The organism is Microbacterium xanthum (assembly GCF_034531355.1).
GTDB lineage: Bacteria > Actinomycetota > Actinomycetes > Actinomycetales > Microbacteriaceae > Microbacterium > Microbacterium xanthum.
Genome location: NZ_JAWHUE010000001.1, coordinates 747776 through 772734 on the forward strand (window position 1 = coordinate 747776; position 24959 = coordinate 772734).

Consider the following 24959-nt stretch of genomic DNA (forward strand, 5'->3'; position numbering starts at 1 on the left):
TCAGCGGTCTCCGCTCGACACCGTCGGGTCGAGCAGCGCGTCGAGCACGAGGTGCTGCGCGCGGAAGTCCGCGCGCAGCCGGGCCTTCGTCGCGTCGTCGCACCATGCCCCGTCGATTCCCGCGAGCGAGATCTGCTTGGCGACCTCGGGGCCGAACCCCATTCCCGTCAGCCCGTCGACGTACTCACGGCCGAGGTCGGTGCGGAAGAACACGGCGTCGTCGGTGGAGAAGCTCACCGGCACGCCCTCGCGGATGAGCGTCGCGATGCGGTGATCCGGCGAGGGGGCCCACCCGGAGAGCACCTGAGTGGAGATCGGGGTGCACGCCACGTGGGTGCCGGATGCGATGAGGTACGCGAGCACGTCCGGGTCGTCGACGGCACGGTATCCGTGGTCGATGCGGTCCACGTCGAGGTGGTCGAGCGCGACACGCACCGAATCCGGCTCGGCCGGCATCGTCTCGGCGACATGCGCGGTGCGCTTCAGACCGTGCTCGGCGGCGAGCCGGTAGGCGTCGATCCACAGCCCCGGGTCCTCCCCGCCCGCCGCGGTGAGGTGGTCCTGCCCGATGCCGACCACCTCCGCGCGCGGGTGACGGATCATCTCGCGCACCATCTCGACGGCGGCCTCGGGCGACAGCGATCGGTTGATCGCGTTGACGATGCGGAACCCGACGCCGAACTCGTCCTCAGCCCGGCGGAGACCCGCGATGATGCCGTCCATGAAGTCGGGATAGGACAGGGAGGCGCTCGAGTTCTGCGAGTTGACGTAGTACTCGCGGTAGCGCAGGTTGCCGGCGCGCACGGCATCCTTCACCCCCTCGTATACGACCTCGGCGAAGTCGTCCTGCGTCCGAAGCACGTCATTGGCCGTGACGAACAACGCCAGAAAGTCCTGCAGGTTGTCGGAATCGATGAGCGCGTCGATGTCGCGGGAGGGCAGAGTGACGCCATTGCGGTCGGCGAAGGCGAGCAGCATGTCGGGGCGCATGAGCGCGATGAGGTGGCAGTGCAGTTCGGCCTTCGGCAACAGGCGCAGATAGTCGGGGTAGGAGATCATGGCGGGTCCTCGGGTTCTGGGGGGGCGAGATCAGGTCTACCTGCGACATGTGTCCGGGGTGTTGCGGCATAGGCTGACGGGATGGCTGCCGGCGCGACGATCCACACCTTCACCGTGACACTCGCGGATGTGGATCGCGGGGTCTACGACGAGCTGTCACTCCGGGTGGCTCGGCATCCGTCCGAAACCGACGTCTACATGCTCACGCGCGTGCTCGCCTACGGGCTGGAGTTCGCCGAAGGCATCGCGTTCACCGAGGGCATCTCGGCCGCCGATGAGCCGGCGATCGTCGTCCGCGATGCCACCGGCGCGCTGACGGGGTGGATCGAAGTGGGTGCGCCAGATGCCGCGCGGCTGCACGAGGGCAGCCTGAAGGCCGGCCACGTCGCCGTGTACACCCACCGGGATCCCGCCAAGCTCGTCGCGAGTTGGCAGGGAAAGCGCATCCATCGCGGGGCCGAGATCCTGGTGCACAGCTTCGACCGCGGGTTCCTGGAGGCGGCATCCGCGCACATCGAACGCCGCACGACGATGAGCCTGTCGGTCACCGAACGACACGTCTATCTCGAGCTGAACGGGGAGACGCTCTCCTCCGACATCCACTCCGTCGCCGCGGTCTGAGGCGGTGGGCCGCGGCCCGAAACACGCACGAAACCTGATAGCTACAAGCAATCAATGATTGCTGTATAGCATCATGAGCACCCCCGCCCCCGACGTGAGGTGCCCGCATGACTCCCCCCTCCCCGCCGACGCTCCGCGACGGCGTCGCGCGATTCCTCGCCGACGACCCCGGCCGCCTGCTCATCGGCGGATCGTGGCAGGCCGCCGCGTCCGGCGAGACCTTCGACACCGTCGATCCGGCTACCGGACACGTGCTCGCCTCCGTCGCCCGCGGCGGAGCCGACGATGTCGCACACGCCGTCGCCGCCGCGCGCGACGCGCTGCACCGCCCCGACTGGCGGGGGATGAGCCCCGCGGACCGCGGCGCCATGCTCTGGCGCATCGCCGACCTCATGCAGGAACACCTCGACGACCTCGCCGAGCTCGAGACCCTCGACCAGGGCAAGAACCTGCGCACCTCCCGCTTCGGCGAAGTGCCCGCCGCGATCAACCAGTTCCGCTACTACGCGGGGTGGCCCACCAAGATCTTCGGGCAGACCATCCCCACCTCGATCTCGCGCACGCCCGCCGGCAAGGAGCTCTTCGCCTATACGCGCCGCGAACCCGTCGGCGTCGTCGGAGCGATCGTGCCGTGGAACTCACCGCTGATCATGACCGCGATGAAGCTCGCCCCCGCCCTGGCCGCCGGCTGCACCATCGTGCTCAAGCCCGCGGAGAACACCCCCCTCACCGCGGCATTCCTCGGTCGGCTCCTGCAGCGCGCCGGGGTTCCCGACGGCGTCGTCAACATCGTCAGCGGCTATGGCGCCGAAGCGGGCCAGGCCCTCGTCGAACACCCGGATGTCGCGAAGATCGCCTTCACCGGCTCGACCGCCGTCGGCAAGCGCCTCGTGCAGACCGCCTCGGCCGACCTCACCCGCCTGACCCTGGAGCTCGGCGGAAAGTCGCCGTCGCTGATCCTCCCCGACGCCGACATCGACGCAGCCATCGAGGGCGTCTCGCGCGGCATCTTCGACAACGGCGGCCAGGTGTGCGTCGCCAGCGCCCGCGTCTACGCGCACCGCGACGTCTACGACCGCGTCGTCGACGGGATGGCCGCAGCGGGCGAGAAGCTGCGACTCGGACACGGCCTCGACCCCGACGCCGACCTCGGTCCGCTCGTGAGCACCCCCCAAGCCGAACGCGTCGCCTCCCTGGTCGACGCGGGCGCGGCCGACGGCGCCCGCGTGGTCACCGGCGGCACGCGCGAGGGGACCTTCTACACGCCGACGGTCCTCACCGACGTGCGCGCCGACATGCCGCTCATGCGGGAGGAGATCTTCGGGCCCGTCGCCGTGGTCACCCCGTTCGACGAGCTCGACGAAGTCGTCGCGTGGGCCAACGACTCCCGCTACGGCCTCGCCGCGAGCGTCTGGACCGAAGGCCTCAGCAACGGCCACCGGGTCGCCGCGCAGCTCGAAGCGGGAACCGTGTGGGTCAACTGCCATTCCTTCCTCGGACCCGAGCTTCCCAAGGGCGGCCACAAGGAATCCGGGTGGGGAACCGAGAACGGCCCGCAGGGGCTGGAGAACTACCTGGAGACCAAGACCGTGGCGATGGTGATCTGACGATGAGCGACACGACCAAGCCGATCCTGCTGGGCGCGTTCGAGATGATGAACCCCAGCAACGGAATGCCCACCTGGACCGACCCGCGCGGCCGCGGGGACGACTGGGACCGCCTCGACTACTGGGTGGACCTGGCCGCGATGCTCGACGAGGCGGGATTCGACTTCCTGTTCTTCGCCGACACGTACGGCTACGCCACCCTCGAGGGCAAGATGCCGAACGAGGTCGCCGCCCACGGCATCCAGTTCCCCGCCCTCGACCCCATGCTCGCCATCCCGGCACTGGCGCAGGCGACCGAGAACATCGGGTTCGTCGTCACCTCTCCCACCACGGTCGAGAAGCCCTACGCCACCGCCCGCCGTTTCGCGACGCTCGACCGGTTCACCGGCGGGCGCATCGGCTGGAACATCGTCACGGGCAGCTCGCAGGCCACCACCGATGAACTCTTCGGGGTGACCGCGAAGCTCACGCACGACCAGCGCTACGACGCCGCCGACGACTTCCTCGACACGTGCCTGCGGTTCTGGGAGCACAGCTGGGACGACGACGCCGAGCTGCGCGACCGCGCGCAGCGCCTGTACGCCGACCCGGAGAAGCTGCACCGGGTCGAGGTGGACGGCGCATACCAGCGCTCGCACGGCATCTTCGCCGTGCCACCGACCCCGCAGCGCACGCCCGTCCTGTTCCAGGCCGGCACCTCCGACCGCGGCCGGGCCTACGCGGCGCGCAACGCCGAGGCGGTGTTCATCCAGGGGCAGTCGATCGCATCCGCCGCCGCGCACGTCGCCGACATCCGCGCGAAGGCGGAGGCACACGGTCGCGACGGCGCCGAGGTGAAAGTCGTCAGCGGCATGACCGTCACCGTCGCGCCGACCACCGAAGAGGCCCTCGCCCTGCGCGCCGAGTACGAGGCACTCCTCGGCATCGACGACGCCGCGGTGATGTTCGCCGGCATCACCGGCATCGACCTCACCGGCGTCGACCCCGACACGCGTCTGGTCGACCTGCGTACCGACTACGGCCAGACCCTGGTCGACCGCTACGCCAAGAACGACCCGGATGTGCGAGTGCGGGGCGTGCTGGACCAGTTCCGCACGAAGGCGATCCGCGGCTTCCAGATCACCGGGAACCCGGTCGAGGTCGCCGATGAGATCGAGGCCATCATCGACGGATCCGGCATCGACGGCCTCATGCTCGAGCCGACCTTCGGTGGGCCGGACTCGTACCGCGCGTTCATCGAGCTGGTGCTGCCGCTCCTCGTCGAGCGCGGACGCGCGAGCGCTCCGGCGTCGACCCTGCGCGAGCGGTTCACCGGGCGGGCGCGACTTGCCCCCGACCACCGCGCGCACCGCCTGACGGCGAGCGCCGCATCCGACCCCGCCTGACCCGCACGACGACGACCCGTACGACCCCTGCTCCGCAGTCAGGAACTGTGGGTTCCTCCCTCCAGTCGGCCGCAGAAACCGACTGCGGAGCAGGCACCATCCACCCGAACCGCACACCGCGGGCAAGAGAAGAGACCGAATGAAAGCCGAAGCCGTCGAGGCGGTGATCCGGGGCCTCAAGCGCGCCGGCGTCAGCGTCGCCACCTACCTCCCCGACTCGCTGCTGAAAGAGCTGTACCCGGCGCTCGACGCCGACGCCGACATCCGCACCATCCCCGTCACCAACGAGGGCGAAGGCGCGGCGATCGCCGGCGGCGTGTTCCTCTCCGGCAAGCGCGCCGTGCTGGTCATGGAGAACTCCGGTCTGCGTGCCGCGACCGAGCACCTCGCCCGCCTGGGCCTCGGCGCCGGCATCCCGGTCGTCATGATCATGAGCTACCGCGGCGAGCTCGGCGAGAACAACTGGTGGGCGATCCCCCACGGCATCACCATGGAGCCGCTGTTGCAGACCCTGCGCACCCCCTACACGATCGTGCGCGAGGTCGACGAGATCGAGCAGGCGGTGGTCAACGCGTACGAGCACGCCTACGCGTCGTACCACCACGCCGCCGTCGTGCTCGGAGGAGGTCTGGTCCGATGAGTTACTCCCGTTTCGAAGCCATGAAGCTGCTCGCCGCGCGCCTGCAGGACGAGCTGGTCATCCTCTCGCTCGGTGGCGCCGTCGACGAGTGGTACAACGCCGCGCCTCACATGCGGGAGGCGAGCCTGTTCCAGCAGCAGCTCGGATGCGTCTCCGGGGAGGCATTCGGCCTGGCCGTGGGACTCCCCCACCGCCAGATCGTCTCGCTCGACACCGACGGTGGGCTGCTGTTCAACCTCGGCATCCTCGCGACCCTCGGCAACGAGCAGCCGAAGAACCTCTTCATCGTGGTGTGGGACAACGAGCAGTACCAGTCCATCGGCGGGCCCCGCACCCACACCAACGGCGGACGCGTCGACCTCGCCGCGATCGCCCGCGGCGCCGGCGTCGACAAGGCCTTCACCGCGCAGACGCTCGAAGAGTTCGACGAGCACTGCGCTGCGGGACTGGCCGCCGAGGAGCCGTACATCGTCGTGGCGAAGACCGACGGCATCCTCGAGCCCGGCATCAAGCGAAAGCACTCCGATGGACGCGAGGACAAGTACATCTTCGTCCGCCACGTCGAAGCCACCGAGGGCATCACGATCATGGGCCCGAGCGAGCACAACTGATGCTGCATACCGGCCTCGGTGTCCTTCCCACCACCGCCATGTCCCACTTTCTGCGCTCAACACCCCCCGCGAGCAGCAGAAAGTGGGACACACCCTGGCGCCGGGGCGGGGACGCACCCTGGCGCCGGGGCGGGGACACAGCCTGGGAGGGTGATCGCCGCACCATGCCCGGAGGAAGGATGGCGGCCTGATGCCGTTCGTCACCGCACCCGCCGCCTCCTACGATTACCTGGTCGTGGGCGGCGGCGCGGCCGGATGCGTCCTCGCCGCCCGCCTGTCGGAGGACCCGGATGCGACGGTGCTCCTCGTCGAGGCCGGTCCCTCGCACAGCGGGGTGAGCGAGATCCTCGAGGCCGCGCACTGGGATGCCATGATCGGCGGTCCCTACGATCACGGCTACGCCTCCACCCCCACCGACCACGTGCTCGGGCGCGCGATCGCCATGCCGCGCGGACGCGTGCTCGGCGGGAGCTCCTCGACGAACGCGATGCTCTGGTACCGGGGCGCGCGCGCCGACTACGACGCCTGGGCCGCGGCCGGCGCGATCGGCTGGGGGTACGACGACCTCCTCCCCTACTTCCGCCGCTCCGAGGCGCGCCCCGGCGGCGACCCGGCGTTCCGCGGGCTCGAGGGCCCCATGCGTGTCGGTCCGCTCACGCGCGTGCATCCGATCGCGCACGCGCTGATGGATGCGGCCGGCGAGCGCGGCCTTCCCGTGATCGACGACGCCAACGCCGCCTCGAACGAGGGCGCGGTCTACGCCGACTACAATGCGATCGAGGGCGCCGACGGCTCGTTCGAACGGTGGAGCACCGCCCGCGCCTACCTCGAACCCGCCCTCGCCCGACCGGGTCTGCACATCCTCGTGGACAGTCCGGTTCACGACGTCGTGCTCGACGGCACGGTCGCCACCGGCATCCGACACGAGGTCGACGGTGCGCTCACCACCACCCGTGCCGCACGCGTCGTGCTCGCGGCGGGCGCGCTCGACACCCCTCGCCTGCTGCAGCGGTCGGGGATCGGCGACCCGGCCCGCCTGCGCGAGGCCGGCATCCCGGCCCGCCACGACCTGCCCGGCGTCGGTGAGAACTTCCAGGACCACCCGCTGATCCTCGGGGTGAACTTCCGCGCCCGACGTGACCTCGGCGCCGTGCTCGGCAACGGCGGCGGCGCGATGGTCAACTGGCGCAGCTCGTACGCCGAGGCCGGGCCCGACCTGCACACCGTCATCGCGCACGGCTCCCGCGGCGACGACGCCCTGCACGCCCGCCACGACCTGTCGGGCAACCGCGTCTTCGCACTCGTTCCCGGACTGTACGGGTCACGCAGCGTCGGATGGGTGCGCTCGCGCTCGGCGGATCCGACGGTTCCCGCCGACTTCCAGCCGAACTACCTCGCCGACCCCACCGACCTGGCCGCCATGGTCGAGGCACTCGACGCCGTGCAGGACCTCGTCGCGACCTCGGCCTATGCCGACCTCGCCGAGGGGCCGCTCACCCCGCCGGCGTCGATGACCTCGCGCCCGGACCGTGTGCGCTTCGTGCGCGAGAACATCGGCTCGTTCTTCCACTGCGCCGGCACCGCCCGCATCGGAACCGACGAGATGGCCGTCGTCGATCCGTCGCTCGCGGTCCGAGGTCTCCAGGGTCTGTGGGTGGCGGATGCCTCCGTCATGCCGGTCATCCCCACCGCGAATACCCAGGCACCGACCGTCGCGATCGCCGAACGCGCAGCCGACCTGCTGCGGGCAGACTGATACTCCGAACCGTTCTCCGCGACCCCGACTCGAGAGAAGGACCCCCATGCTGTCCACCACCGACTACCTGCGACTGCTCCCCAAGGCCGAACTGCACTGCCACTTCGTATCGGTGATGCGGGTTCCGACCCTCATCGAACTCGCCGCGAAGCACGATGTCGCCCTCAAGACGGATGACCTCGACGCGCTGCTCGAGTACGAGGGGCTTCCCGACTTCCTCGATGTCTTCAACGCCGCGCACCTGGCGCTGACCACCGGTGACGAGATCGCGCGGGTCGCCTACGAAGGCGTCGAAGACGGCGTGCGCGACGGCAACCTCCGCTACCGCGAGTACTTCATTAACCCCGACAACTTCGCGCCCCGCGGAATCGACTATCCGAGCCTCATCGACGCGATCACCGACGGGCTCACGCAGGCCGAGCGCGACTTCGGCGTCGGGTTCCGCCTCGTCGCTGCAATCAACCGCTCGCTTCCCGCCGCGGCGGCCACGGCGATGGTCGAAACCGTCCTGGCGCACCCCCGCGACGTCGTGGTCGGCATCGGACAAGACGACCTGACGCCGGAACTCACCGAGGACCCCCTCCGCTTCCGCGAGGCGTACGAGCTCGCCGGGCGCCACGGCCTGAAGCGCACCGCGCACGTCGGCGAGACCATGAACGCCTCGCCCTGGAACGTCGTCGACGCGATCGAGACCCTCGGCGTCGACCGGGTCGACCACGGCTACCGTGTCGTCGACGACGCGGACGCCCTCGCGCGCGCCCTCGCATCCGGGGCGCCCTTCACCTGCACGCCGCACTCGACGCACATGCTCTCGCACTGGGACTTCGCCCCCGAGCACCGCATCGCACAGATGGTGCGCGCTGGCCTTCCCGTCACCCTCGCCACCGACGACGCCGTGTTCTTCAAGACCGACATCGGCCGCGAGTACACCCACGCGCTACCGGCGATGGGTCTCGACGACGCGGATGCCGCCCGCATCGCCCGCGCCGGGTTCGAAGCCGCGTGGTGCGACGACGATCAGAAGGCACGGATGCTCGCCGACGTAGACGCGCAGATCCTCGCGCTGTCCGCGTTGCGCTGACCGGACCTCACCAGAGATCGACGGTCTGGTGGAGGGCTCGCAGGAAATCGTGGATCTCGGATGCCGGCGCGCCGGACCGCATGATCACATGCATCCCGAGCAGATACGTCGTCAGGAGGTCGGTCCGCGTGCGGACCACCTCGGCGCCGGCCGCTGCGGCCTCGTCCACTCCGCACGCGCGCGCAACCAGGACGGATAGGCACGCACGCATCTGCTCCCGGTAGTCGGCCGCGAAGTCGTATTCGTGGAGGTGTCCGCGCAGCTCGTTCGATGCCATCACCATGAGGCAGCCGTCGCGCCCGCGGGCCGAAACGGCGTCCGTCTCGAAGAGATCGAGGAACCGATGCACGGCCTCCGGCCCGGACCCGGAGGAATCGATCATGGCCGCGAACGCGCCCATCCGTTCCGCGAGATAGCGCCGGAGCACGCGAGCGAACAGCTCGTCCTTGGAACCGAACGCGCGATAGAGGCTGGGCTTGTGCATGCCACTGATCTCGACGATCTGGGACATGGAGGTCTGCGCGTAGCCGTGGCGCCAGAAAAGACCGGTCAGCTCACCGAGCACCACGTCTTCATCGAAGAGACGCGGTCGACCGACCGTCACGGATTCCTGCGTTGCCATGCGCACATCGTAGAGGACCAGCACGGGATTGTGTACCGATTGGTACGAGCGCGGATCCAACGTGTTACCGTTCGGTACAGAACAGGGCGCATCCGCGACGGAACCGCGCTCCCGCCCCCACACGAAGGAGAGAGCATTGGTCGAATTCACCCGACACGACGAGTCCACCGCACCCGAGGCGGCCAAGCCCCTGCTCGCGGCCTCGCAGAAGCAGAACGGGCGCATCCCCGGCCTGCACGCGGTCATGGCCGACGCGCCGGGCCTGCTGGAGGGCTACCAGAACCTCCACCGGCTCTTCATGGATTCCAGCTTCGACAAGGACGAACTGACCGTCGTCTGGCAGACGATCAACGTCGAGCACCGGTGCCACTACTGCGTGCCCGCGCATACCGGAATCGCCAAGCGGATGGGCGTCGACGACGCCATCACCGACGCGCTGCGCGACGGCACTCCGTTGCCCACCGAGCACCTCGAGGCCCTGCGCACGTTCACCCTGGCGATGGTGCGCGACCGCGGCGAGGTCAGCGACGAGACCGTGCAGGCCTTCCTCGACGCCGGCTACACGCAGCGCCAGGTGCTCGAGGTCGTCCTCGGCCTGGCACAGAAGGTCATGTCGAACTACACCAACCACCTCGCCAAGACGCCGATCGACGCCATGAACCAGAAGTACATCTGGCAGGGCGTGGACTCAGCGGTCTGACCGCGATGCGCGCCCCCGCCGACACCGTCGGGGGCGCGCCCACAGGCACGTGGGCTCGCCCTCCCGCGATCGCCCTCAGCAGGTCTACGGACGTGCGTCGAGATCGGGATGCGCGCGACGCGCCTGCTCGCGGGTGATCACCCGCGGACGACCGAAATCGCCGACCTCGCAGAACGCCCCACACGCGCGGCACCGCCACACTTCCGCCATCAACTCCTGGCTCATGCCGAGCGTGTCGAAGTGGCCGACATGGGTCACCCAGAACGCAGAGCAGACCTCGCACGCGCCCGGTCTCGTGCCGTTCATCGCACCTCCCGGTTCAGAAGAACTTGTTGTATGCCCAGCGCCACGACAGTGCGCGTAGCGCCTCGGCGCCGAGGCCGGGCCAGATCCTCTCGAACTCCTGCGAGAAGCGGATCGACTTGTCCTCGTTTCCGAATTCCTCCCGCCGAATGCGCACACCGTCGCTCGCTCGCACGATGCGCGTGACCGTCGCCAGAAGATCCGAACCCCCGGTCGGCGCGAGCCGGAGCACCGCATCGGCATCCGCGGCAGGGGTTCGGGACCGGCCGTATCCGACGTACGCGATCACCGCCTGGTCCACCATCGCCGGATCCGACGGAGCTTCCCCGGACGGATCGCCCTTCTCCGACGTCATAATCGTCACAGTAATCGACCGCGACAGAAGGTGAGCGATGAACCGCGAAGACCTGCTCCGCATCGTGGAGGACGAAGGCCTCGACACCCCGATCTTCGACCGCTCTCGGGATCCGGAGATGGACAGTGTTGTCATCCGGCAACAGGACGGCGCGTGGTCTGTCTTCGTCTCCGACGAGCGAGGGTATGCCTTCGAAAGGACGTATCGAGAATTCGCCTCCCAACCAGAGGCCCTCGCGTACGCGCTCGCGAAGCTCCGCCAGGTCCAGAAATCCTCACGTTCGCACGCGGCCGCCGGGGCCGCGGCACAGACGCGTCGAGCCCCTGAGGACACAGCGGACGACCCCCGCGCGGCTCTGCTGCGGACGCTGGTGGACAACCTCCGCGGGGTCGGCGCGGACTGGTCGTCGCTGGCGATCGTCGTGAACCTGCGGGGATCGCGCGTGAGCGGCACGTCGGGCTTCGCCTACCTCCCGGACGGCGGCGTCGAGGCGACCGCGGCGCGGCCCTCCGCCATCGCCCCGGCCGTGGCGGAGTACCTGCGGATGCGCTACCCGGGCGACGCCGCGTTACCGGTGGCGATACTCGTGCAGCTCGACCGGCCGACGGGCCGCTACGAGATCACCTTCGAGGATGCCGACACCACACGATGGACCGCGACCCCGGCGACAATCGACGATGTGCGCGAACAACTCCGGCCACGCCTCGGAGACACCGCCCGATGACCTCGTTCGCCGACGCGCGCGACCGACTCCGCCTTCTGATGTTCGACGCGGCCGAGCTGGGCATCTTCGCCGGCACGCTGCCCGAGGCCGACAACCCCGCGATCGCGCACGCCGGGGCCGAAGCGTCGGTCGGCGTGCATATCGCGGGTGAAGGATTCGCCACGAACGCGCGCGTGCACGGCTGGGACGTGTCGTTCCAGGAGGTCCTCCAGGTCGCGCTTGCGAGAACGCCGACGACGACGCTGACCGGCGCGGGCACGATCGAGCTCGCTGACGAGGGTCAGATCGCGGCCCTGTTGCTCGATCCTTCGCGCGCATCGGATCTCGACATCGTCGGAGACCTCACCCTCCTTCCCCTGTCGCCGTCGCGATCGATCGTCTTAGGTGCGACCGATGAGGAGGGTTTCGGACATGCACTCGATGTCGCCGACGAGCTGATCCGCGCCGGGGCGCCGCTCGCCAGCATCCACCCGCTCTCCTTCACCGACGGCGTCTGGACGCCTCTGCCCTGGCGGGAAAGGTTCCCCGGTCTCCGCACACGTATCGCGCGCGTGACGCGGGAGTTCGGAATCCGGGCGTATCGGGAACAGGCGAAAGTCCTCGACGAGAGCGAGGTGCGCGTGCTCGATCCTCGCCTCGAAGAACTCGACGATGGCACCGCCGTCACGTTCGCGACCTGGTTGAGCGGCACCGCCGCACTCCTGCCCGTCGTCGACAACGTCTTCCTCGCCCGTCCCGACGGACGACTCGCCGTCATGGGATTCGCCGACTTCGTGGCGCGCAGCGACGGAGCCGTGCGACGGACCGACCTCGTCCCGCTTCGCTTCTTCATCCCGGACTCCCTCGCCTTCGACGGGAACTCCTGACCGCTCCGTTCCGGCTCACCACAGCTCGACGCTCTGGCGAACTCCCCCCCTTTGCCGCGCCCCCGCCGACACCGTCGGGGGCGCGACATAAGGTCGGAGCATGCGACGTCTTCTGACCACAACGATCATCGGGCTGGCGGGCGCCCTCGCCCTCACGGGCTGCTCCCCCACCACGGTCGACCCGACCTCCTGGATGAACGTCGTCCGGAACGAGAACCGCGAACGCACCGACATCATCGCAAGCCTCGAGGCCGGGATCGCGGAAGAGGGCCTGACGCTCTCGGCTCCGAACCTGGGTGGGATCGCCGTCACAGGGTTCGAACACGCCTGCACGGGTGGCGGCACGGTCGCCTTCACGTGGTCGGCATGGAACACCGACGGACGCACAGAGGAGACGCGCGAGATCGCGTGCGACGACTTCACCGATGAGATCGAGCTCGATACGCCCCTCGAGGGGGTCTACGCCGCCGAGGCGCACGCCTACATCCTCGACGGTTCCCCCGCCGCGGTCTCTCTCATCCTCGTCGGCGACGACGGCGCATCGATGCCGTGACCGACCACCTCGCACGACTCCGAAGCCGACGCGACGACGTCGCGCGCCGACTCGCGCACCTCACCGCCGAGATCACGACACTCCGCGGCGACCGCGGCGCCGAATCGGCGGATGACGAGCACGACCCCGAAGGTGTCACGCTGTCGGCGGAGTGGTCGCGCCTCGAAGGCCTTCGCGCCGCCGCCCGGGCCGAGCTGGACGATATCGACGCGGCGCTCGGTCGCCACGCATCGGGTACGTACGGGGTCTGCCGCACCTGCGGCCGCGGCATTCCGACCGCGCGGCTCGAGGCCCGCCCGGACGCCACGCAATGCGTCGCGTGCGCCGCCGCATCCGGACGCTGACCCGCCTGCGCCTCTCCGATAGGATCGGCACGACGACAACAGCAGTGGGAGCAGATGTCCTCCGGGCCGGGGGAGGCATCAGAAAGCGACCCACCATGTCTTCAGGAGCTTCTGCGCGATCCGCGATCGCGGCGTACCGCGTCCTCCCCGCCCGCGCCGGTTGGGGCTACCTCATCGCGACGTCGCTCGGCCGCCTGCCCTTGTCGATGATGCCGCTGGCGATCCTCACTCTCGCCACGGCCTCCACGGGGTCGATCGCCCTCGCCGGCGTCGCGGCGGCCGCGGCCGCGCTCGGCGAGGCAGTCGGCGCCCCCACGAGCGGCGCGCTCACCGACCGGTTCGGCCAGCGACCTGTGCTCCTGGCCGGCGTCGTCCTGAACGTCGTGTTCGCGGTGACCTTCGTCACCACGATCGCCGAGGCTCCGGACGCCCTCATCATCGCGCTCGCGGGTGCCACCGGGCTGTCGCTGCCGCAGGTCGGTCCCCTCTCCCGGGTGCGGTGGATGGCCATGAGCCGAGATGACCTGTCGGCGGCGTTCGCGTTCGAGGGCGTCACCGATGAGGTGGTGTACATCGTCGGTCCCGCCTTGGTCGGCATCCTCGCCGTGACTGTCTCCCCGGAGGTGGCACTGCTGTCGGCCGCGGGGCTGATCGCCGTGTTCGTGACGCAGTTCGCCCTTCATCCGTCCGCGCGCTTCACGATCCGACGCGACGACGCCGCAACGGACGCCTCGCCCGACACGGCCCTCCCCCTCTCGACCACCGCGCGGCGTGCCATCGGAGCACTCGTCCTCGGCGGGATGCTCGCGATGGGCACCTTCTTCGGCGCCAGCCAAGCAGGCCTGACCTCCTTCGCCCTCGCCAACGGGCTCGGCGACTCGGGGAGCCTCCTCTATGCCGTGATGGCCGTCGGGTCGGCGGCGACGACCGTGGCGATGGTCGCTCTCCCCGACCGGATCGGCTTCCCCACCCGCTGGGTGATCGCCGGCGCCGGGATGGCGCTCGGCGCGGTCGGGATGATGCTCGCGCCGAACGTGTGGATCCTCCTGGTGTGGGCGATCATCGCCGGCGCGTTCCAGGGACCCGCCCTGCTCACCATCTTCAGCGTCGCCGGGTCCATCGCTCAGCCGGGGCGTGCGGGAATCCTCATGACGCTGACCGGGAGCGGTGTGGTCATGGGTGTCGCCGTCGGCACCTCGCTCGGCGGTGCGCTCGCGGCGGAGGGCGGATCCGCCGCCGCGTTCGGCCTGGTGGTCGCGGCCGCCGCGGTGCTCGCCGCGCTGGGCATCGGCGTCGGCGCCCTCACCCGGCGACCCTGACCGCACCGCCCCTCCGGCGTCGAGCGCACGATCTTCCGCCGAAAGGACGACCTCTCGTTCACTCGCGTCGACATCTGGTGGAAATCTCGTGCAGATAGCGTCGAGGAGTCCCCCGCACGAAGGAAATGACGACATGAGCGAGCTCGCATCCAGCTACACGATGACCCTGCCCGAGTGGCTCACCTCCGAGATCGACGAACTCCCTCGGACGCTCGCGACCGATGCGGATCGGATGGCCCTGGTCAACGACCTCGCCGACCGCAACTGGCGCGCGGGCAACGGCGGACCGTTCGCCGCGATCGTCGTCGACGAATCCACCGGCGACCTGGTGTCCGCGGGGGTCAACGTGGTCCTGAGCACGGGGGTGACCTCCGGTCACGCCGAGGTCATGGCGCTCGCCCTGGCCCAACGCGCCCTGGGACGCTGGAACCTCGGCGAGGACGGCGCCCGGCTGGCCTTGATCGTCAACTGGCGCCCGTGCGTCCAGTGCTATGGCGCGACGATGTGGAGCGGCGTCCGCTCCCTCGTCGTCGCCGGTGAAGGACCCGAGCTCGAGGAACTGACGGGATTCGACGAGGGACCGGTCGTGGCGGACTGGGCCGATCAGTTCCGCGCACGGGGCATCGACGTCACGATCGGCGTGGCCCGCGAGGAAGCCCTCGAGGTGTATCGCGCCTACGGCGCCAGCGAGAGCCTCGTCTACAACGCCCGCGGCGACTCCTGAGCCGCGACCCAGACGCACCACCCGCACCGGTGCACCAACTCAGGCTGGCGCTCGGCTCAAACCCGTTGTGCCGGGCAGAATCGCATACCCGAACGGACCCAACCTGAGTTCGTGCGCGGTCGGTTGCCGTTCGCGCCGACGATCGCCGGGCGGCGAGGCCGGGGCGGCAGGTCAGGCGCGGCGGGCGCCCTGCTTGACGACCACCAGCCGGTAGGGGGCACCATCGGCCGACCACCACCGGTGGAGGACCCCGCCGGCGTAGTACGCGGAGTCACCGACGTGCATGGTGCGCACATCACCGTCGAGGTCGAGGAACACCGTACCCTCGACGACGTAGACGAACTCGTCTTCGGGATGCTGGAACGCCTCCCCGGGTTCGGTGGCAGCGGCGCTGATCTCGACCGGGTGCAGCGGACGGGATGCCGCAGCGAGCAGCCGCGCGGTGCCCGAGGCGAAGCCATCCGGCACCGTCGTGCCGGCAGGCTCACCGCGACGCTGGATCTCCACGGCGGGGAGGTCGTGGGTGGGCTCGTCGGCCGCGGCGACCAACTCGATCGGGCTCGTCTGCAGCGCGAGTGCGATGCGGCGCAGGGATCCGAGGCTCGGCTGCGCGAGCCCCCGTTCGAGTTGGCTGAGGAACGGGTGGGACAGCCCCGTCGCCTCGGCGACCTGCACGAGCGTCAGCCCGTGGGCCTTGCGCAGGTGACGGATATGCGCCCCCAACCGCAGGCCAGACGGGTCGACCTCGGATCCGCCGGAGCGGCCGCCCGTGGTCGTTCCCGCGGGTAGCGTCGTGCTCGTCACCGCGTCATCCTCACGCGGGGAGGTCGACGCCGGCGCGCGCGGCGTACTCGCGCACATCGTCGATGAACGCCTCGCGTCGACGCGCCGTCAGCCACGATGCCTCGAAGGAGTTGATCGCCAGCTGCACCAGGTCGGTCGCCGTGAGGCCGGCCTGCTCGGCGAGGGCGACGTAGTTGTCGCCGACGTACCCGCCGAAGTAGGCGGGGTCGTCGGAGTTGACCATCACGCGGGCTCCCTGACGCAACAGGGAGACGATCTCCTCGCTCTTCATCTGGTCGGTGACGAAGGAGTTCGACACCGGGCACGTGGTGAAACCGATGCCCCGGGCGATGGCGGCCTCGACGAGTGCGGGGTCTTCGACGATGTTCGTCCCGTGGTCGATCCGGTCCACCTGGATGTCCTCGAGCACGGTGCGGATGTTGTCGATCGATCCGACCTGGTCGATGTCGCAGTGCATCGTCAGGAAGAACCCCTCCGCACGGGCGCGCGCGAACACGGCCGCGAACTTCTCCGGCGGGTTGCCGCGCTCGTCGGAGTCGAGCCCGACCCCGACGATCCACGCCTTGTACGGGAGCGCCTCCATGAGGGTCGCCATCGCATACTCGGCGGAGAAGTCGCGCAGGAAGCACAGGATGAGCTCGGCGGAGATGCCCAGTTCGTCCTGTGCCCGCACGGCGGCACGGCGGTACCCGGTGATGACCTCGGCGAAGGGCACCCCGCGACTGGTGTGCGCCTGCGGGTCGAAGAACATCTCGACGTGCACGACCCCCTGCGCTTTCGCGCGCTGGAGGTATTCCCAGGCGAGGTCGTGGAAGTCGTCCGCGGTCTGGAGCACTTGCATGGCCGGGTAGTAGACGGCGAGGAAACTCGTCAGGTCGGTGAAGTCGTAGCTGGCCTTCACGTCGTCGACGGTCTTCTGGTCGAGTTCGATGCCGTTCTTCGCCGCGAGGGCGAACTTCAACTCCGGTTCGAGAGTGCCTTCGAGGTGCAGGTGCAGCTCCGCCTTCGGGAGCCCGTGGGCGAAGGCGGAGAGGTCGGTGGTGCTCAAGCGATCAGACGCCCTTCTGAGGGTGCATGCCCATACGGGCCAGGACGACGTCCTCGACGATCTGGACGACGTTGTAGAGGATAAGCGACACCGCGGTGACCGCGACGACGGAGGTCCACAACGCACTGAACTGCGCCTGCGGCACGTACCCCGCGATGGATCCGCCGATACCGCCTCCGACGGCGAGCCACTCCGCCAGCAGCGCGCCGGTGATCGCGCCCGGCACCGAGATGCGCACGGCCGCGAAGAATGCCGGCAGCGAGGTGGGCATCGCGACCTTCTGCAGCTTCGTCCAGGCCCCGCCGCCGTAGACGTCGACGAGGTCGTTCATCTGGGGGGATGCCGAACGCAGCCCGAAGGAGATGTTCACCAGGGCGGGGAAGAGCACGACGATGCCGCCGATGACGGCGAGGGTCCAGAAGTCGCGCCCGAAGATGAGGATGATGACCGGCGCCATGGCGACCAGGGGCACGGAGCGCAGCAGCATCGCGACGGGCATGAGCGCGTGCTCGATGCCCTTGTTCAGCTGGAACACGGTTGCCCCGAGGGTCGCGACCACGAGGCCGGCGATGAAGCCGATCGCCGCGTCGCCCAGGGTGACCATCAGGTTGCCGAAGATCATCTCGCGGTTCGCCTCGGCCGCGGGCACCTCGAAGAGGAAGTTCCACACGTCGATCGGTCCCTTGGCGATCAGCGGCGAGATCTGGAAGATCCACAGCACGCCGACCCAGATCACGAGCACGGCCACGATCGTGCCGACGAAGGTGACCACGCCCCACAGGAGCGCCTTCAACGCCCCGGTCGCGGCTTGCTTGCGCATCGTGCTCTGCAGCTGCGCGGAGGAGGTGTCCGGCTGGGTGGCCGGTTGCGGCGCGACCGGCGGGCTGGTGACGGATGTCATGACGCACTTCCCTTCGACCAGGGCGCGGCCACCCGCGCGATGATGCCGACGATGCCGAACCCGGCGAGCGAGACGGCTCCGGAAGCGAGGGCCAGCGCCCACACCAGCGGGGCATCCGAGGCCTGCTGGGCAAGGACCATCGCGAGCCCCACGCCGACTTCGATCTTGCCGAAGAACTCTCCCAGGACGGCGCCGAGGAATGCGGCGGGCACAGCGATCTTGAGGGCGTTCAGGATCGCCGGCAGCGCGGCGACCAGGCGCACCTTGAACAGCTGGGTGAACTTCGACCCGCCGTAGACGGTGATGAGGTCCAGGCTGGTCTTGTCGGCCGATTTCAGGCCGAGCAGGGCGCCGACGACGGTCGTGAAGAAGCACGACAGCGCGGCGAGGAGGATTGCGGTGCCGGAGGGTTCTCCCACGGCGGGCGGCGGGATCAGGACGACCGCGAGCATGCCGATCGCGACGATCGGAACGCAGTAGGTGAGGATCGCGACCTGCATCGCGACTCCTTCCAGCCGCGGCACGATGAGCACGACGCCCGACAGCAGCAGCGCCAGCCCGTTGCCCCACAGGTACCCGATCCCCGCCTCGGCGAGCGTGACGGCGAAGTTGCGGGCGAAGTAGTCCCACCCGGCGGCGATGTAGGCGCCGATCACCTCGGGAGGGCTCGGGATGGGGTGGGCCCCCGTGGAGCTGACCCAGACGGCCGAGATGATCCACCAGAAGGCGATGAGTCCGACACCGCCGATCGTGCCGATCAGCCACGGCGGCAGGTGCACGTCCTCCCACTCGATCGTGCGGGACTTCGAGGTGGCCTCAGTGGTCATCGGCCGCCGCGCCTCCCTCGCCGAAGAGCAGCTCGGAAGCCTGGTCGACGTAGGCGTGGAATTCGGGGCTGCGCATCATCTCGGGAAGACGCGGGCGCGGCAGGTCGATGGTCATGACCTCTTTGACCCGACCGGGGCGCGGGCTCATGACCGCCACCTGGTCGGAGAGGAAGATGGCCTCGGAGATGCCGTGGGTCACCAGGAGGGTGGTGGCCGGCTTCTCGGTCCAGATCCGCAACAGCTCGAGGTTGAGCTTCTGCCGGGTCATGTCGTCGAGGGCACCGAAGGGTTCGTCGAACAGCAGCACTTCGGGGCGCATGATGAGCGAGCGGGCGATCGACACGCGCTGGCGCATCCCGCCGGACAGCTGCGCCGGCTTGGCTTTCTCGAAGCCCTTCAGGCCTACGAGCGAGATCATCTCGTCGACGTAGGCCTTGTCCACCGACTGTCCGGCGATCTCGAAGGGCAGTCGGATGTTCGACAGGACGCTGCGCCAGGGCAGCAGTGCCGAATCCTGGAAGGCGATGCCGAGTTTGTTCTCCTTGCGCAGCTCCTTCGGGCTCTTGCCGTCGACGCGGGTGGTACCGCTGGTCGGCTGCTCGAGCCCGGCGAGGATGCGCAGGATGGTGGACTTGCCGCATCCCGACGGCCCGAGCAGCGACAGGAACGTGCCCTGGTCGGTGTGGAGGTTGGCGTCCTGGAGGGCGACCACCTGCTTGCGGCCGCTCGAGAAGACTTTGTTCAGGTCGGTGATCTGCAGGCCGGTGCCCAGGGTCGTCCCCTGGGCACCGGTCTGGGCGACGGGAATCGTCACAGTGGAACTCTCAATCAGCCCATGAAGTCGAGCAGCTCGGGGTTCTCCTCGTAGACCTCGGCCAGGAGCGAGAGGTCGAAGAGGTCCGACGCGGCCAGCTCGATGCCGGCGCCGGCGAGGCTCTCGATGGTGGCGGCCTGGAGGTCGTCACTGATCGTGAAGAGTCCGTTCGCCTCGACTTCGTCGGTCACGACGAGGTCGTTCTGTGCGATCGAGCCGGCGGTCGAGGTCTCCGGGTCCAGGCCCAGGTCGGCGCCGTACTCCTCGTAGGCCAGGCGTGCGCCCTCCTCGGGGTCGTTGACCTGGTCGGTCCACCCCATGATCTCGGCCTTCAGGAACGCCTTGATGGTCTCGGGGTTGCTCGAGATCATCTCGTCGGTCGTCGTGAGGGTCTCGGCGACGAACGGCAGGCCGTTGTCGGCGAAGGGCAGGTTGACCGTGTCATAGCCCTCGTGCTCGATGATGATCGACTCGTTGGTCAGGTAGGCCATGAAGCCGTCGACCTCACCGTTGGTCAGCGGAGCCGGGTCGTACTGGACGGGGACGATCTCGAGGTCGTCGGAGGTCATGCCGTTCGCGGCCAGGAAGGCGTTGAACAACGCGGTGTTCGAGTCCTGCACACCGATCTTCTTGCCGGCGAGGTCCTCGACCGTGGCGATGTTGCCGCCGTCGGCCAGCGACAGGATCGTGAAGGGGTTCTTCTGGTAGGTCGCGCCGACGATCTTCAGCGGCGCGCCTTCGGAGGCGACGACCGAACCGATCGACACGGCGTCGCTCATGGCGATGTCGGCGGTGCCCGAGATGAGCTCGGTCGCACCGGTCGACGGGCCGGGGACCAGGGTGACCGAGTCGAAGCCGGCGTCGGTGTAGTAGCCCTTGCTGTCGGCGAAGAACTCGCCGGCGAACTCCTCGTTCTTGATCCAGCTGAGCTGCACCGTGAGGTCGGTGATCATCTCTTCGGATGCCGCGTCGTCGGTGTCGGCGGCGGGCTCGGAGTCGGACGAACCGGCGCAGGCGGTCAGGGCGAGCGCCGACACGGCGATGCCGGCCAGTGCCGCGGAGATGCGGCCCCGTCGGGAAGAAAGGAAGGTCATGTGAGATGTCCTCTGATGCGGGTGGTGCCTCGGGTAAGGGATTGCGGCTCGGGACGGATCCCGTTCCACATGCGAAGGACGCTACGGGATGTAGATTTCACGAACACTGGCCGCGGTGTTTCGAGGTCGTTACACCCGCCGATGATCTTCCGGTCGGCTCAGTGCGGGTGGCCGAGCTCGGCCGCGATCCTCGGCAGCCGGTCGTGGACACGCACGCTCGCCTCGGCCGACAGGGGGTTCGTCGACAGGCCGTGCTGCGACACGAGCCGCCCGCCGACGTAGACGCGCTGGAGGTTCCGCAGGCTCATCGACAGCACGTACGAACGCACCGGGTGCCACAGCGGTCCCACGTCCGGACGCCGCGGATCGACGACGACGAAGTCGGCGAACTTGCCCACCTCGAGACTTCCGACCCGATCTGCCACGCCCATGATCTCGGCGCTGCCGAGGGTGTGCAGGCGCAGGACGGTCTCGGGCATCATCGACAGCGGATCCTTCGTGCGCGCACGCTGCATCGTCATACCCATGCGCATGTTCTGCCACGGGTCCGACACGTCGGTGCAGGCCTGGTCGTCGAGGCCCATGCCGACCTTCATGCCCATCTCGAGCATCTCCGGCACCAGAGCGACCCCCGAGGCCAGGCGGCCGTTCGAGGCCGGCTGCCACGACATCGACGCCCCGCCGGCGGCGGTCTGCTCGATGATCTCGGGCGTGGTCTGGATGAAGTGCCCGAACATCATGTCCGGGCCGAGTGCTCCGGCGTCGCGATAGAGCGCGAACTTGGACTGCTGGAGCGGAACCGCCTCGGGGGACTCCAGGAAGTGGGCCTGGTTGGTGACCCCGAGACGGCGCATCGCCTCGACCTCGACCTCGGCGGCGTCCTCCCGCGGCGACCACTGCACCTGGCCCATGATCGAGGCGCCGAGGGCGAAGTCGGCGTCGAGCGACCGCGTGTGGGCGACGCTCTTCGCGAACCGGTCGTGGATCTCCTCATCGCTGCCGACCGTGGCATCCATGCCGATCGAGTCGACGAAGCGGATCCCGGCGTCCAGACACGCGTCGGCCTGGCGGGTGTGATACTCCAGTTCGCGCATCGGCGCGTCGCCCACGCGCTTGCCGTCGACCATCCGCTCCCAGGACTGCAGGGGATCCGTGAAGTTGTAGGCGGTCGTCACCCCGTTGCCGAGGAAGTCGAGCGCGCCGTGGAGGGTCGACCAGTAGATGTCATCGGCGCTGGCACCCGAGGTCATCCCGAGCATCGAGTCGCACCACCCGTACAGGGTCTCGGCCACGCCGAGCCCGCGCAGGCCGCTGGTGAAGAGGTGGCTGTGCGACGACACGAACCCGGGCGCCACGAAGCTGCCGGCGACGTCGACGGTCTCGTCGGCGGTCGTGCCGGCGGGCGGCTCACCCGCGCCGAGCGCGGCGATGCGGCCGTCTGCGACGAGCATCCAGCCGCCGTCGATGTAGCCGGGGTCGTCGGTTCCGGCGGGGACCGTGATGAGGCGGGCGTGGGTGATGAGCAGGCTGGTCATAGGAGTCCCGTCAAGGCGATGCGTGTCCCGATCTCTGCTGTTTCAGGCCCTCTAGAGCGCTGAATTCGGGACATGGTGGGCAGGGGCTGAGGTGGTCAGGAGGCGCGGGCGTGGGAGAGGTTCAGGACGGCTTCGGCCAGGGCGCGGATGCCGTGGGCGACGTCGCCGGTCGACACCGACTCCGCCGGGTGGTGGCTGATGCCGTCGGGGTTGCGGAGGAACAGCATGCCGATGTCGGTGATACCGCCCATGGCCATGCCGTCGTGACCGGCGCGGCTGAAGATCGTGGCCGGATCCTCGGCCGTGGGCGTCGTCGACCCGATGCCCTCGCGGAGGACGTCCTGCAGGATCGGCGCGCAGGAGACGGCGGCCGCGCTGTGGATCTCACGGGCGCGCCAGCGCAGGCCGCGGCGCCCCATGATCTCGTCGAGCTCACCCGAAAGGGTGTGCCAGACCCGGTCGCGTTCGCCGTCGAACTCTCCCCGCAGGTCGAGCGAGAACTGCGCCTCACCGGGGACGATGTTCACACCGCCCGGGAACGCCTCGAACCGACCGACCGTTCCGATGATGTGGTGCTCCGCTCGGCAGAGCCTCTCGACCGCGAGCGCCCCCTCGCTGGCTCCCAGAAGGGCGTCGCGCCGCATGTCGTAGGGGGTGCCGCCGGCATGACGGGCCTCACCCTCGACGGTGAGGAGGAAGCGACGGGCGCTGGCGATGGAGGAGACCACCGCGAGCGACTCGCCCCGCCGGTCGAGCTCCGGCCCCTGCTCGATGTGCGCCTCGAGATAGCCGACGAGCTCGTCCGGGCGTCGAGCGGCCTCGCCGATCCGGCCCGGGTCGAGACCGAACTCGAGGAAGGCCTGGCGCAGGGTCGTGCCGTCGCCGTCGGTGAGGGCCCACCACTCGTCCTTCCAGGTGCCGGCCACCGCCGACGAGCCGAGGAGCGCCGTGCCGAAACGGGTGCCCTCCTCGTCCCAGAACGCGATGATCTCCAGCGCGAAACCGAGCGCCGAACGCCAGTGGTCGTCGTCGCGCACACGCAGCAGCCGAACGACCTCCATCGCCATGAGCACGCCGAGCATGCCGTCGAAGCGGCCCGCGTCGGGGACGGTGTCCAGGTGCGAGCCGAGCATGAGGGCCGGCTCGTCGCCGGTCGTCGCGCCGCGGGGGTCGGATCCGAGCCGTCCGACCTGGTTGCCTGCGGCGTCCTGCCGCGTGGTCATACCCAGCTCGCGCATCCACTCGGCCACCAGGCGGTTCACCCGCGCGTGCTCGGGCGACAGGTAGACCCGCTCGATGCCGCCTTCCATCGAGGTCTCGCGGGCCAGTTCGTCGCACCTCCCCATCACGCGGCGAGCCGACGCGGCGATCGCGTCGGGGGAGACCTGCAGCAGCGAGGCGTTCACGAGAGCGCGTCCGCGGCCGCGTCGACGCCGCCACCGACCGGCACGCGCGCACCGAAGCGTCGCAACACGTGCTCGAGCGCCGCGAGCGTGCTGAAGACCGCATCCGGTCGCGCGTTGTAGCCCATCGTGCCGATACGCCACACGCGGCCGTGCAGCGGGCCGAAGGAGGTGCCGATCTCGATGCCGAAGTCCTCGAGCATCGCCTGCCGCGCCGCGTCGCCGGCCACGCCCTCGGGGATCTCGACGGCCACGACGTTGGTCATCTTGTGTGCGACATCGCCGAAGACGGTCAGGCCCAGCCCCTGCACGCCGGCGAGCATCGCCTCGCCGATGCGACGGTGCCGCTCGATCACCGCGTCGCGCCCCTCGAGCAGGAGCACACGGGCGCACTCCCGCGCGCCGTAGAGCATCGTGGTCGCCTCGGTGTGGTGGTTCAGCCGGCGCGGCCCCCAGTAGTCGAGGACCATGCCGAGATCGAAGTAGTTCGAGCGCACGAAGTCGTCGGCGCTCGCGTCGTCCGCCTCACGGATACCCGCCTCGATGCGCTTGCGCGAACGCACGACCTTCACGGCCCGATCGCTCAGGGTCAGCGGGGCCGAACCCGAGGGACCACCCAGGCACTTCTGCAGGCCGGCGGTCGCCGCATCCAGCCCCCACGCATCCGCCTCGAAGGCGTTGCCGCCGAGGGAGGCGGTGGCATCGGTGTAGAACAGCACACCGTGACGGCGGCAGATCTCGCCGATCTCCTCCAGCGGCTGGCACATCGTGGTCGAGGTGTCGCCCTGCACGATCGCGAGCAGGGTCGGCTGCACGCGCACGATCGCCTCTTCGATCGCCGTCGCCGTGAACACCTGCCCCCACTCCACCTCGATGGTGTGGACCTCGGCCATCGCGCGTTCGGCGATCTCGGCGAGCAGGTGGCCGAAACGCCCGAACACGGGTACGAGCACCTTCTCGCCCGGGCGCACGAGAGAGGTGATGGCCGCCTCGATGCCGGCGCGGGACGTGCCGTCGATGAGCACCGTCGCGTCGTTCTCCGTCGCGAAGACCTCGCGGTACAGCGCCTGCGTCTCGGTCATGGTGGCGGTCATGAACGGGTCGTACTGCCCGACGAGCGGCGCCGACATGGCGCGCAGCACACTCGGGTAGGCCGAGATCGGGCCGGGGCCCATGAGCAGACGGGCGGGCGGGTCGATGGGTGCGGGGAAAGTCATGGTGTCTCTGATCGGGGTTCGTCGGATGCGCGGACTCGTCGGGGCT

At 69.4% G+C, this 24959-nt stretch carries 27 protein-coding genes; 14 read left to right on the forward strand and 13 right to left on the reverse strand.

The window, feature by feature from the left end; translation table 11 throughout:
• Window positions 1-1059: an adenosine deaminase family protein gene (locus tag RZO50_RS03530; RefSeq protein WP_322598307.1), complete on the reverse strand. Its 1059-nt coding sequence runs from the start codon at window positions 1057-1059 to the stop codon at window positions 1-3.
• Between the two features lie 81 nt (window positions 1060-1140).
• Here RZO50_RS03530 and RZO50_RS03535 point away from each other — a divergent pair, with 81 nt between their 5' ends.
• The 7 genes from RZO50_RS03535 to add (RZO50_RS03565) all read left to right on the forward strand — a co-directional run bounded on the left by RZO50_RS03535 (window position 1141) and on the right by add (RZO50_RS03565) (window position 8760).
• The gene (locus RZO50_RS03535) at window positions 1141-1680 is read left to right on the forward strand and encodes a YaeQ family protein (protein ID WP_322598308.1); all 540 of its coding nucleotides are present in this window, start codon (window positions 1141-1143) and stop codon (window positions 1678-1680) included.
• A 107-nt stretch (window positions 1681-1787) separates the two neighbouring features.
• Entirely contained in the window at window positions 1788-3287 is a 1500-nt protein-coding gene (locus tag RZO50_RS03540; RefSeq protein ID WP_322598309.1) for an aldehyde dehydrogenase family protein, read from the forward strand.
• 2 nt (window positions 3288-3289) lie between these two features.
• Window positions 3290-4672 (forward strand): NtaA/DmoA family FMN-dependent monooxygenase, encoded by a 1383-nt coding sequence (locus RZO50_RS03545; protein WP_322598310.1) that lies wholly within the window; start codon window positions 3290-3292, stop codon window positions 4670-4672.
• Window positions 4673-4811: 139 nt separating this feature from the next.
• Window positions 4812-5312 (forward strand): thiamine pyrophosphate-binding protein, encoded by a 501-nt coding sequence (locus RZO50_RS03550; protein WP_194423283.1) that lies wholly within the window; start codon window positions 4812-4814, stop codon window positions 5310-5312.
• Window positions 5309-5923: a thiamine pyrophosphate-dependent enzyme gene (locus tag RZO50_RS03555; protein WP_322598311.1), complete on the forward strand. Its 615-nt coding sequence runs from the start codon at window positions 5309-5311 to the stop codon at window positions 5921-5923. Before RZO50_RS03550 ends, RZO50_RS03555 begins: the two co-directional genes overlap by 4 nt.
• Window positions 5924-6113: 190 nt before the next feature.
• A complete protein-coding gene (locus tag RZO50_RS03560) occupies window positions 6114-7679 on the forward strand; it encodes a GMC family oxidoreductase (protein ID WP_322598312.1) in 1566 nt (521 codons plus the stop codon).
• A 46-nt stretch (window positions 7680-7725) separates the two neighbouring features.
• Entirely contained in the window at window positions 7726-8760 is a 1035-nt protein-coding gene (gene add / locus RZO50_RS03565) for an adenosine deaminase (RefSeq protein ID WP_322598313.1), read from the forward strand.
• Window positions 8761-8767: 7 nt separating this feature from the next.
• Here add (RZO50_RS03565) and RZO50_RS03570 read toward each other — a convergent pair whose 3' ends face one another.
• Complete coding sequence (locus tag RZO50_RS03570) at window positions 8768-9382, reverse strand: TetR/AcrR family transcriptional regulator (protein ID WP_322598314.1); 615 nt, start codon at window positions 9380-9382, stop codon at window positions 8768-8770.
• A 136-nt stretch (window positions 9383-9518) separates the two neighbouring features.
• On the opposite strand from RZO50_RS03570, the gene RZO50_RS03575 reads away from it, so the two are divergent.
• The gene (locus RZO50_RS03575) at window positions 9519-10082 is read left to right on the forward strand and encodes a carboxymuconolactone decarboxylase family protein (RefSeq protein ID WP_322598315.1); all 564 of its coding nucleotides are present in this window, start codon (window positions 9519-9521) and stop codon (window positions 10080-10082) included.
• A gap of 84 nt (window positions 10083-10166) precedes the next feature.
• Here the strand turns inward: RZO50_RS03575 and RZO50_RS03580 are convergent, their stop codons facing one another.
• On the reverse strand, window positions 10167-10388 hold the full coding sequence (locus RZO50_RS03580; protein WP_322598316.1) for a hypothetical protein: 222 nt from the start codon (window positions 10386-10388) through the stop codon (window positions 10167-10169).
• 13 nt (window positions 10389-10401) lie between these two features.
• Window positions 10402-10740, reverse strand: coding sequence for a hypothetical protein (locus tag RZO50_RS03585; protein WP_322598317.1), 339 nt, complete (start codon window positions 10738-10740; stop codon window positions 10402-10404).
• A 37-nt stretch (window positions 10741-10777) separates the two neighbouring features.
• On the opposite strand from RZO50_RS03585, the gene RZO50_RS03590 reads away from it, so the two are divergent.
• From RZO50_RS03590 to RZO50_RS03615, 6 genes are all read left to right on the forward strand, one after another.
• Window positions 10778-11464: a hypothetical protein gene (locus RZO50_RS03590; protein WP_322598318.1), complete on the forward strand. Its 687-nt coding sequence runs from the start codon at window positions 10778-10780 to the stop codon at window positions 11462-11464.
• Window positions 11461-12330 carry a hypothetical protein gene (locus RZO50_RS03595; RefSeq protein ID WP_322598319.1) on the forward strand — a complete coding sequence of 290 codons (870 nt, stop codon included), beginning with the start codon at window positions 11461-11463 and terminating at the stop codon, window positions 12328-12330. Before RZO50_RS03590 ends, RZO50_RS03595 begins: the two co-directional genes overlap by 4 nt.
• A gap of 100 nt (window positions 12331-12430) precedes the next feature.
• Window positions 12431-12883: a hypothetical protein gene (locus tag RZO50_RS03600; protein ID WP_322598320.1), complete on the forward strand. Its 453-nt coding sequence runs from the start codon at window positions 12431-12433 to the stop codon at window positions 12881-12883.
• On the forward strand, window positions 12880-13227 hold the full coding sequence (locus tag RZO50_RS03605) for a TraR/DksA family transcriptional regulator (protein ID WP_322598321.1): 348 nt from the start codon (window positions 12880-12882) through the stop codon (window positions 13225-13227). Before RZO50_RS03600 ends, RZO50_RS03605 begins: the two co-directional genes overlap by 4 nt.
• Before the next feature lie 95 nt (window positions 13228-13322).
• On the forward strand, window positions 13323-14546 hold the full coding sequence (locus tag RZO50_RS03610) for an MFS transporter (protein WP_322598322.1): 1224 nt from the start codon (window positions 13323-13325) through the stop codon (window positions 14544-14546).
• A 133-nt stretch (window positions 14547-14679) separates the two neighbouring features.
• On the forward strand, window positions 14680-15270 hold the full coding sequence (locus RZO50_RS03615; RefSeq protein WP_322598323.1) for a nucleoside deaminase: 591 nt from the start codon (window positions 14680-14682) through the stop codon (window positions 15268-15270).
• Window positions 15271-15441: 171 nt separating this feature from the next.
• Here RZO50_RS03615 and RZO50_RS03620 read toward each other — a convergent pair whose 3' ends face one another.
• The 9 genes from RZO50_RS03620 to RZO50_RS03660 form a co-directional block, all read right to left on the reverse strand.
• Window positions 15442-16074 (reverse strand): helix-turn-helix domain-containing protein, encoded by a 633-nt coding sequence (locus RZO50_RS03620; protein ID WP_322598324.1) that lies wholly within the window; start codon window positions 16072-16074, stop codon window positions 15442-15444.
• 10 nt (window positions 16075-16084) lie between these two features.
• Entirely contained in the window at window positions 16085-17122 is a 1038-nt protein-coding gene (gene add / locus RZO50_RS03625; RefSeq protein WP_322598325.1) for an adenosine deaminase, read from the reverse strand.
• Window positions 17123-17126: 4 nt separating this feature from the next.
• On the reverse strand, window positions 17127-18023 hold the full coding sequence (locus RZO50_RS03630; protein WP_322598326.1) for an ABC transporter permease: 897 nt from the start codon (window positions 18021-18023) through the stop codon (window positions 17127-17129).
• Window positions 18020-18850: an ABC transporter permease gene (locus tag RZO50_RS03635; protein ID WP_322598327.1), complete on the reverse strand. Its 831-nt coding sequence runs from the start codon at window positions 18848-18850 to the stop codon at window positions 18020-18022. Before RZO50_RS03635 ends, RZO50_RS03630 begins: the two co-directional genes overlap by 4 nt.
• On the reverse strand, window positions 18840-19658 hold the full coding sequence (locus RZO50_RS03640; RefSeq protein ID WP_194424217.1) for an ABC transporter ATP-binding protein: 819 nt from the start codon (window positions 19656-19658) through the stop codon (window positions 18840-18842). Before RZO50_RS03640 ends, RZO50_RS03635 begins: the two co-directional genes overlap by 11 nt.
• A gap of 20 nt (window positions 19659-19678) precedes the next feature.
• Window positions 19679-20758 carry an ABC transporter substrate-binding protein gene (locus RZO50_RS03645; RefSeq protein ID WP_322598328.1) on the reverse strand — a complete coding sequence of 360 codons (1080 nt, stop codon included), beginning with the start codon at window positions 20756-20758 and terminating at the stop codon, window positions 19679-19681.
• A gap of 158 nt (window positions 20759-20916) precedes the next feature.
• Window positions 20917-22293, reverse strand: a complete 1377-nt coding sequence (locus tag RZO50_RS03650; RefSeq protein WP_322598329.1) for an amidohydrolase family protein — start codon at window positions 22291-22293, stop codon at window positions 20917-20919.
• Window positions 22294-22388: 95 nt separating this feature from the next.
• A complete protein-coding gene (locus tag RZO50_RS03655) occupies window positions 22389-23699 on the reverse strand; it encodes a Zn-dependent hydrolase (protein WP_322598330.1) in 1311 nt (436 codons plus the stop codon).
• Window positions 23696-24913, reverse strand: a complete 1218-nt coding sequence (locus tag RZO50_RS03660) for a pyridoxal-phosphate-dependent aminotransferase family protein (RefSeq protein ID WP_322598331.1) — start codon at window positions 24911-24913, stop codon at window positions 23696-23698. The genes RZO50_RS03655 and RZO50_RS03660 overlap by 4 nt, the downstream gene beginning before the upstream one ends.
• Between the last annotated feature and the right edge of the window lie 46 nt (window positions 24914-24959).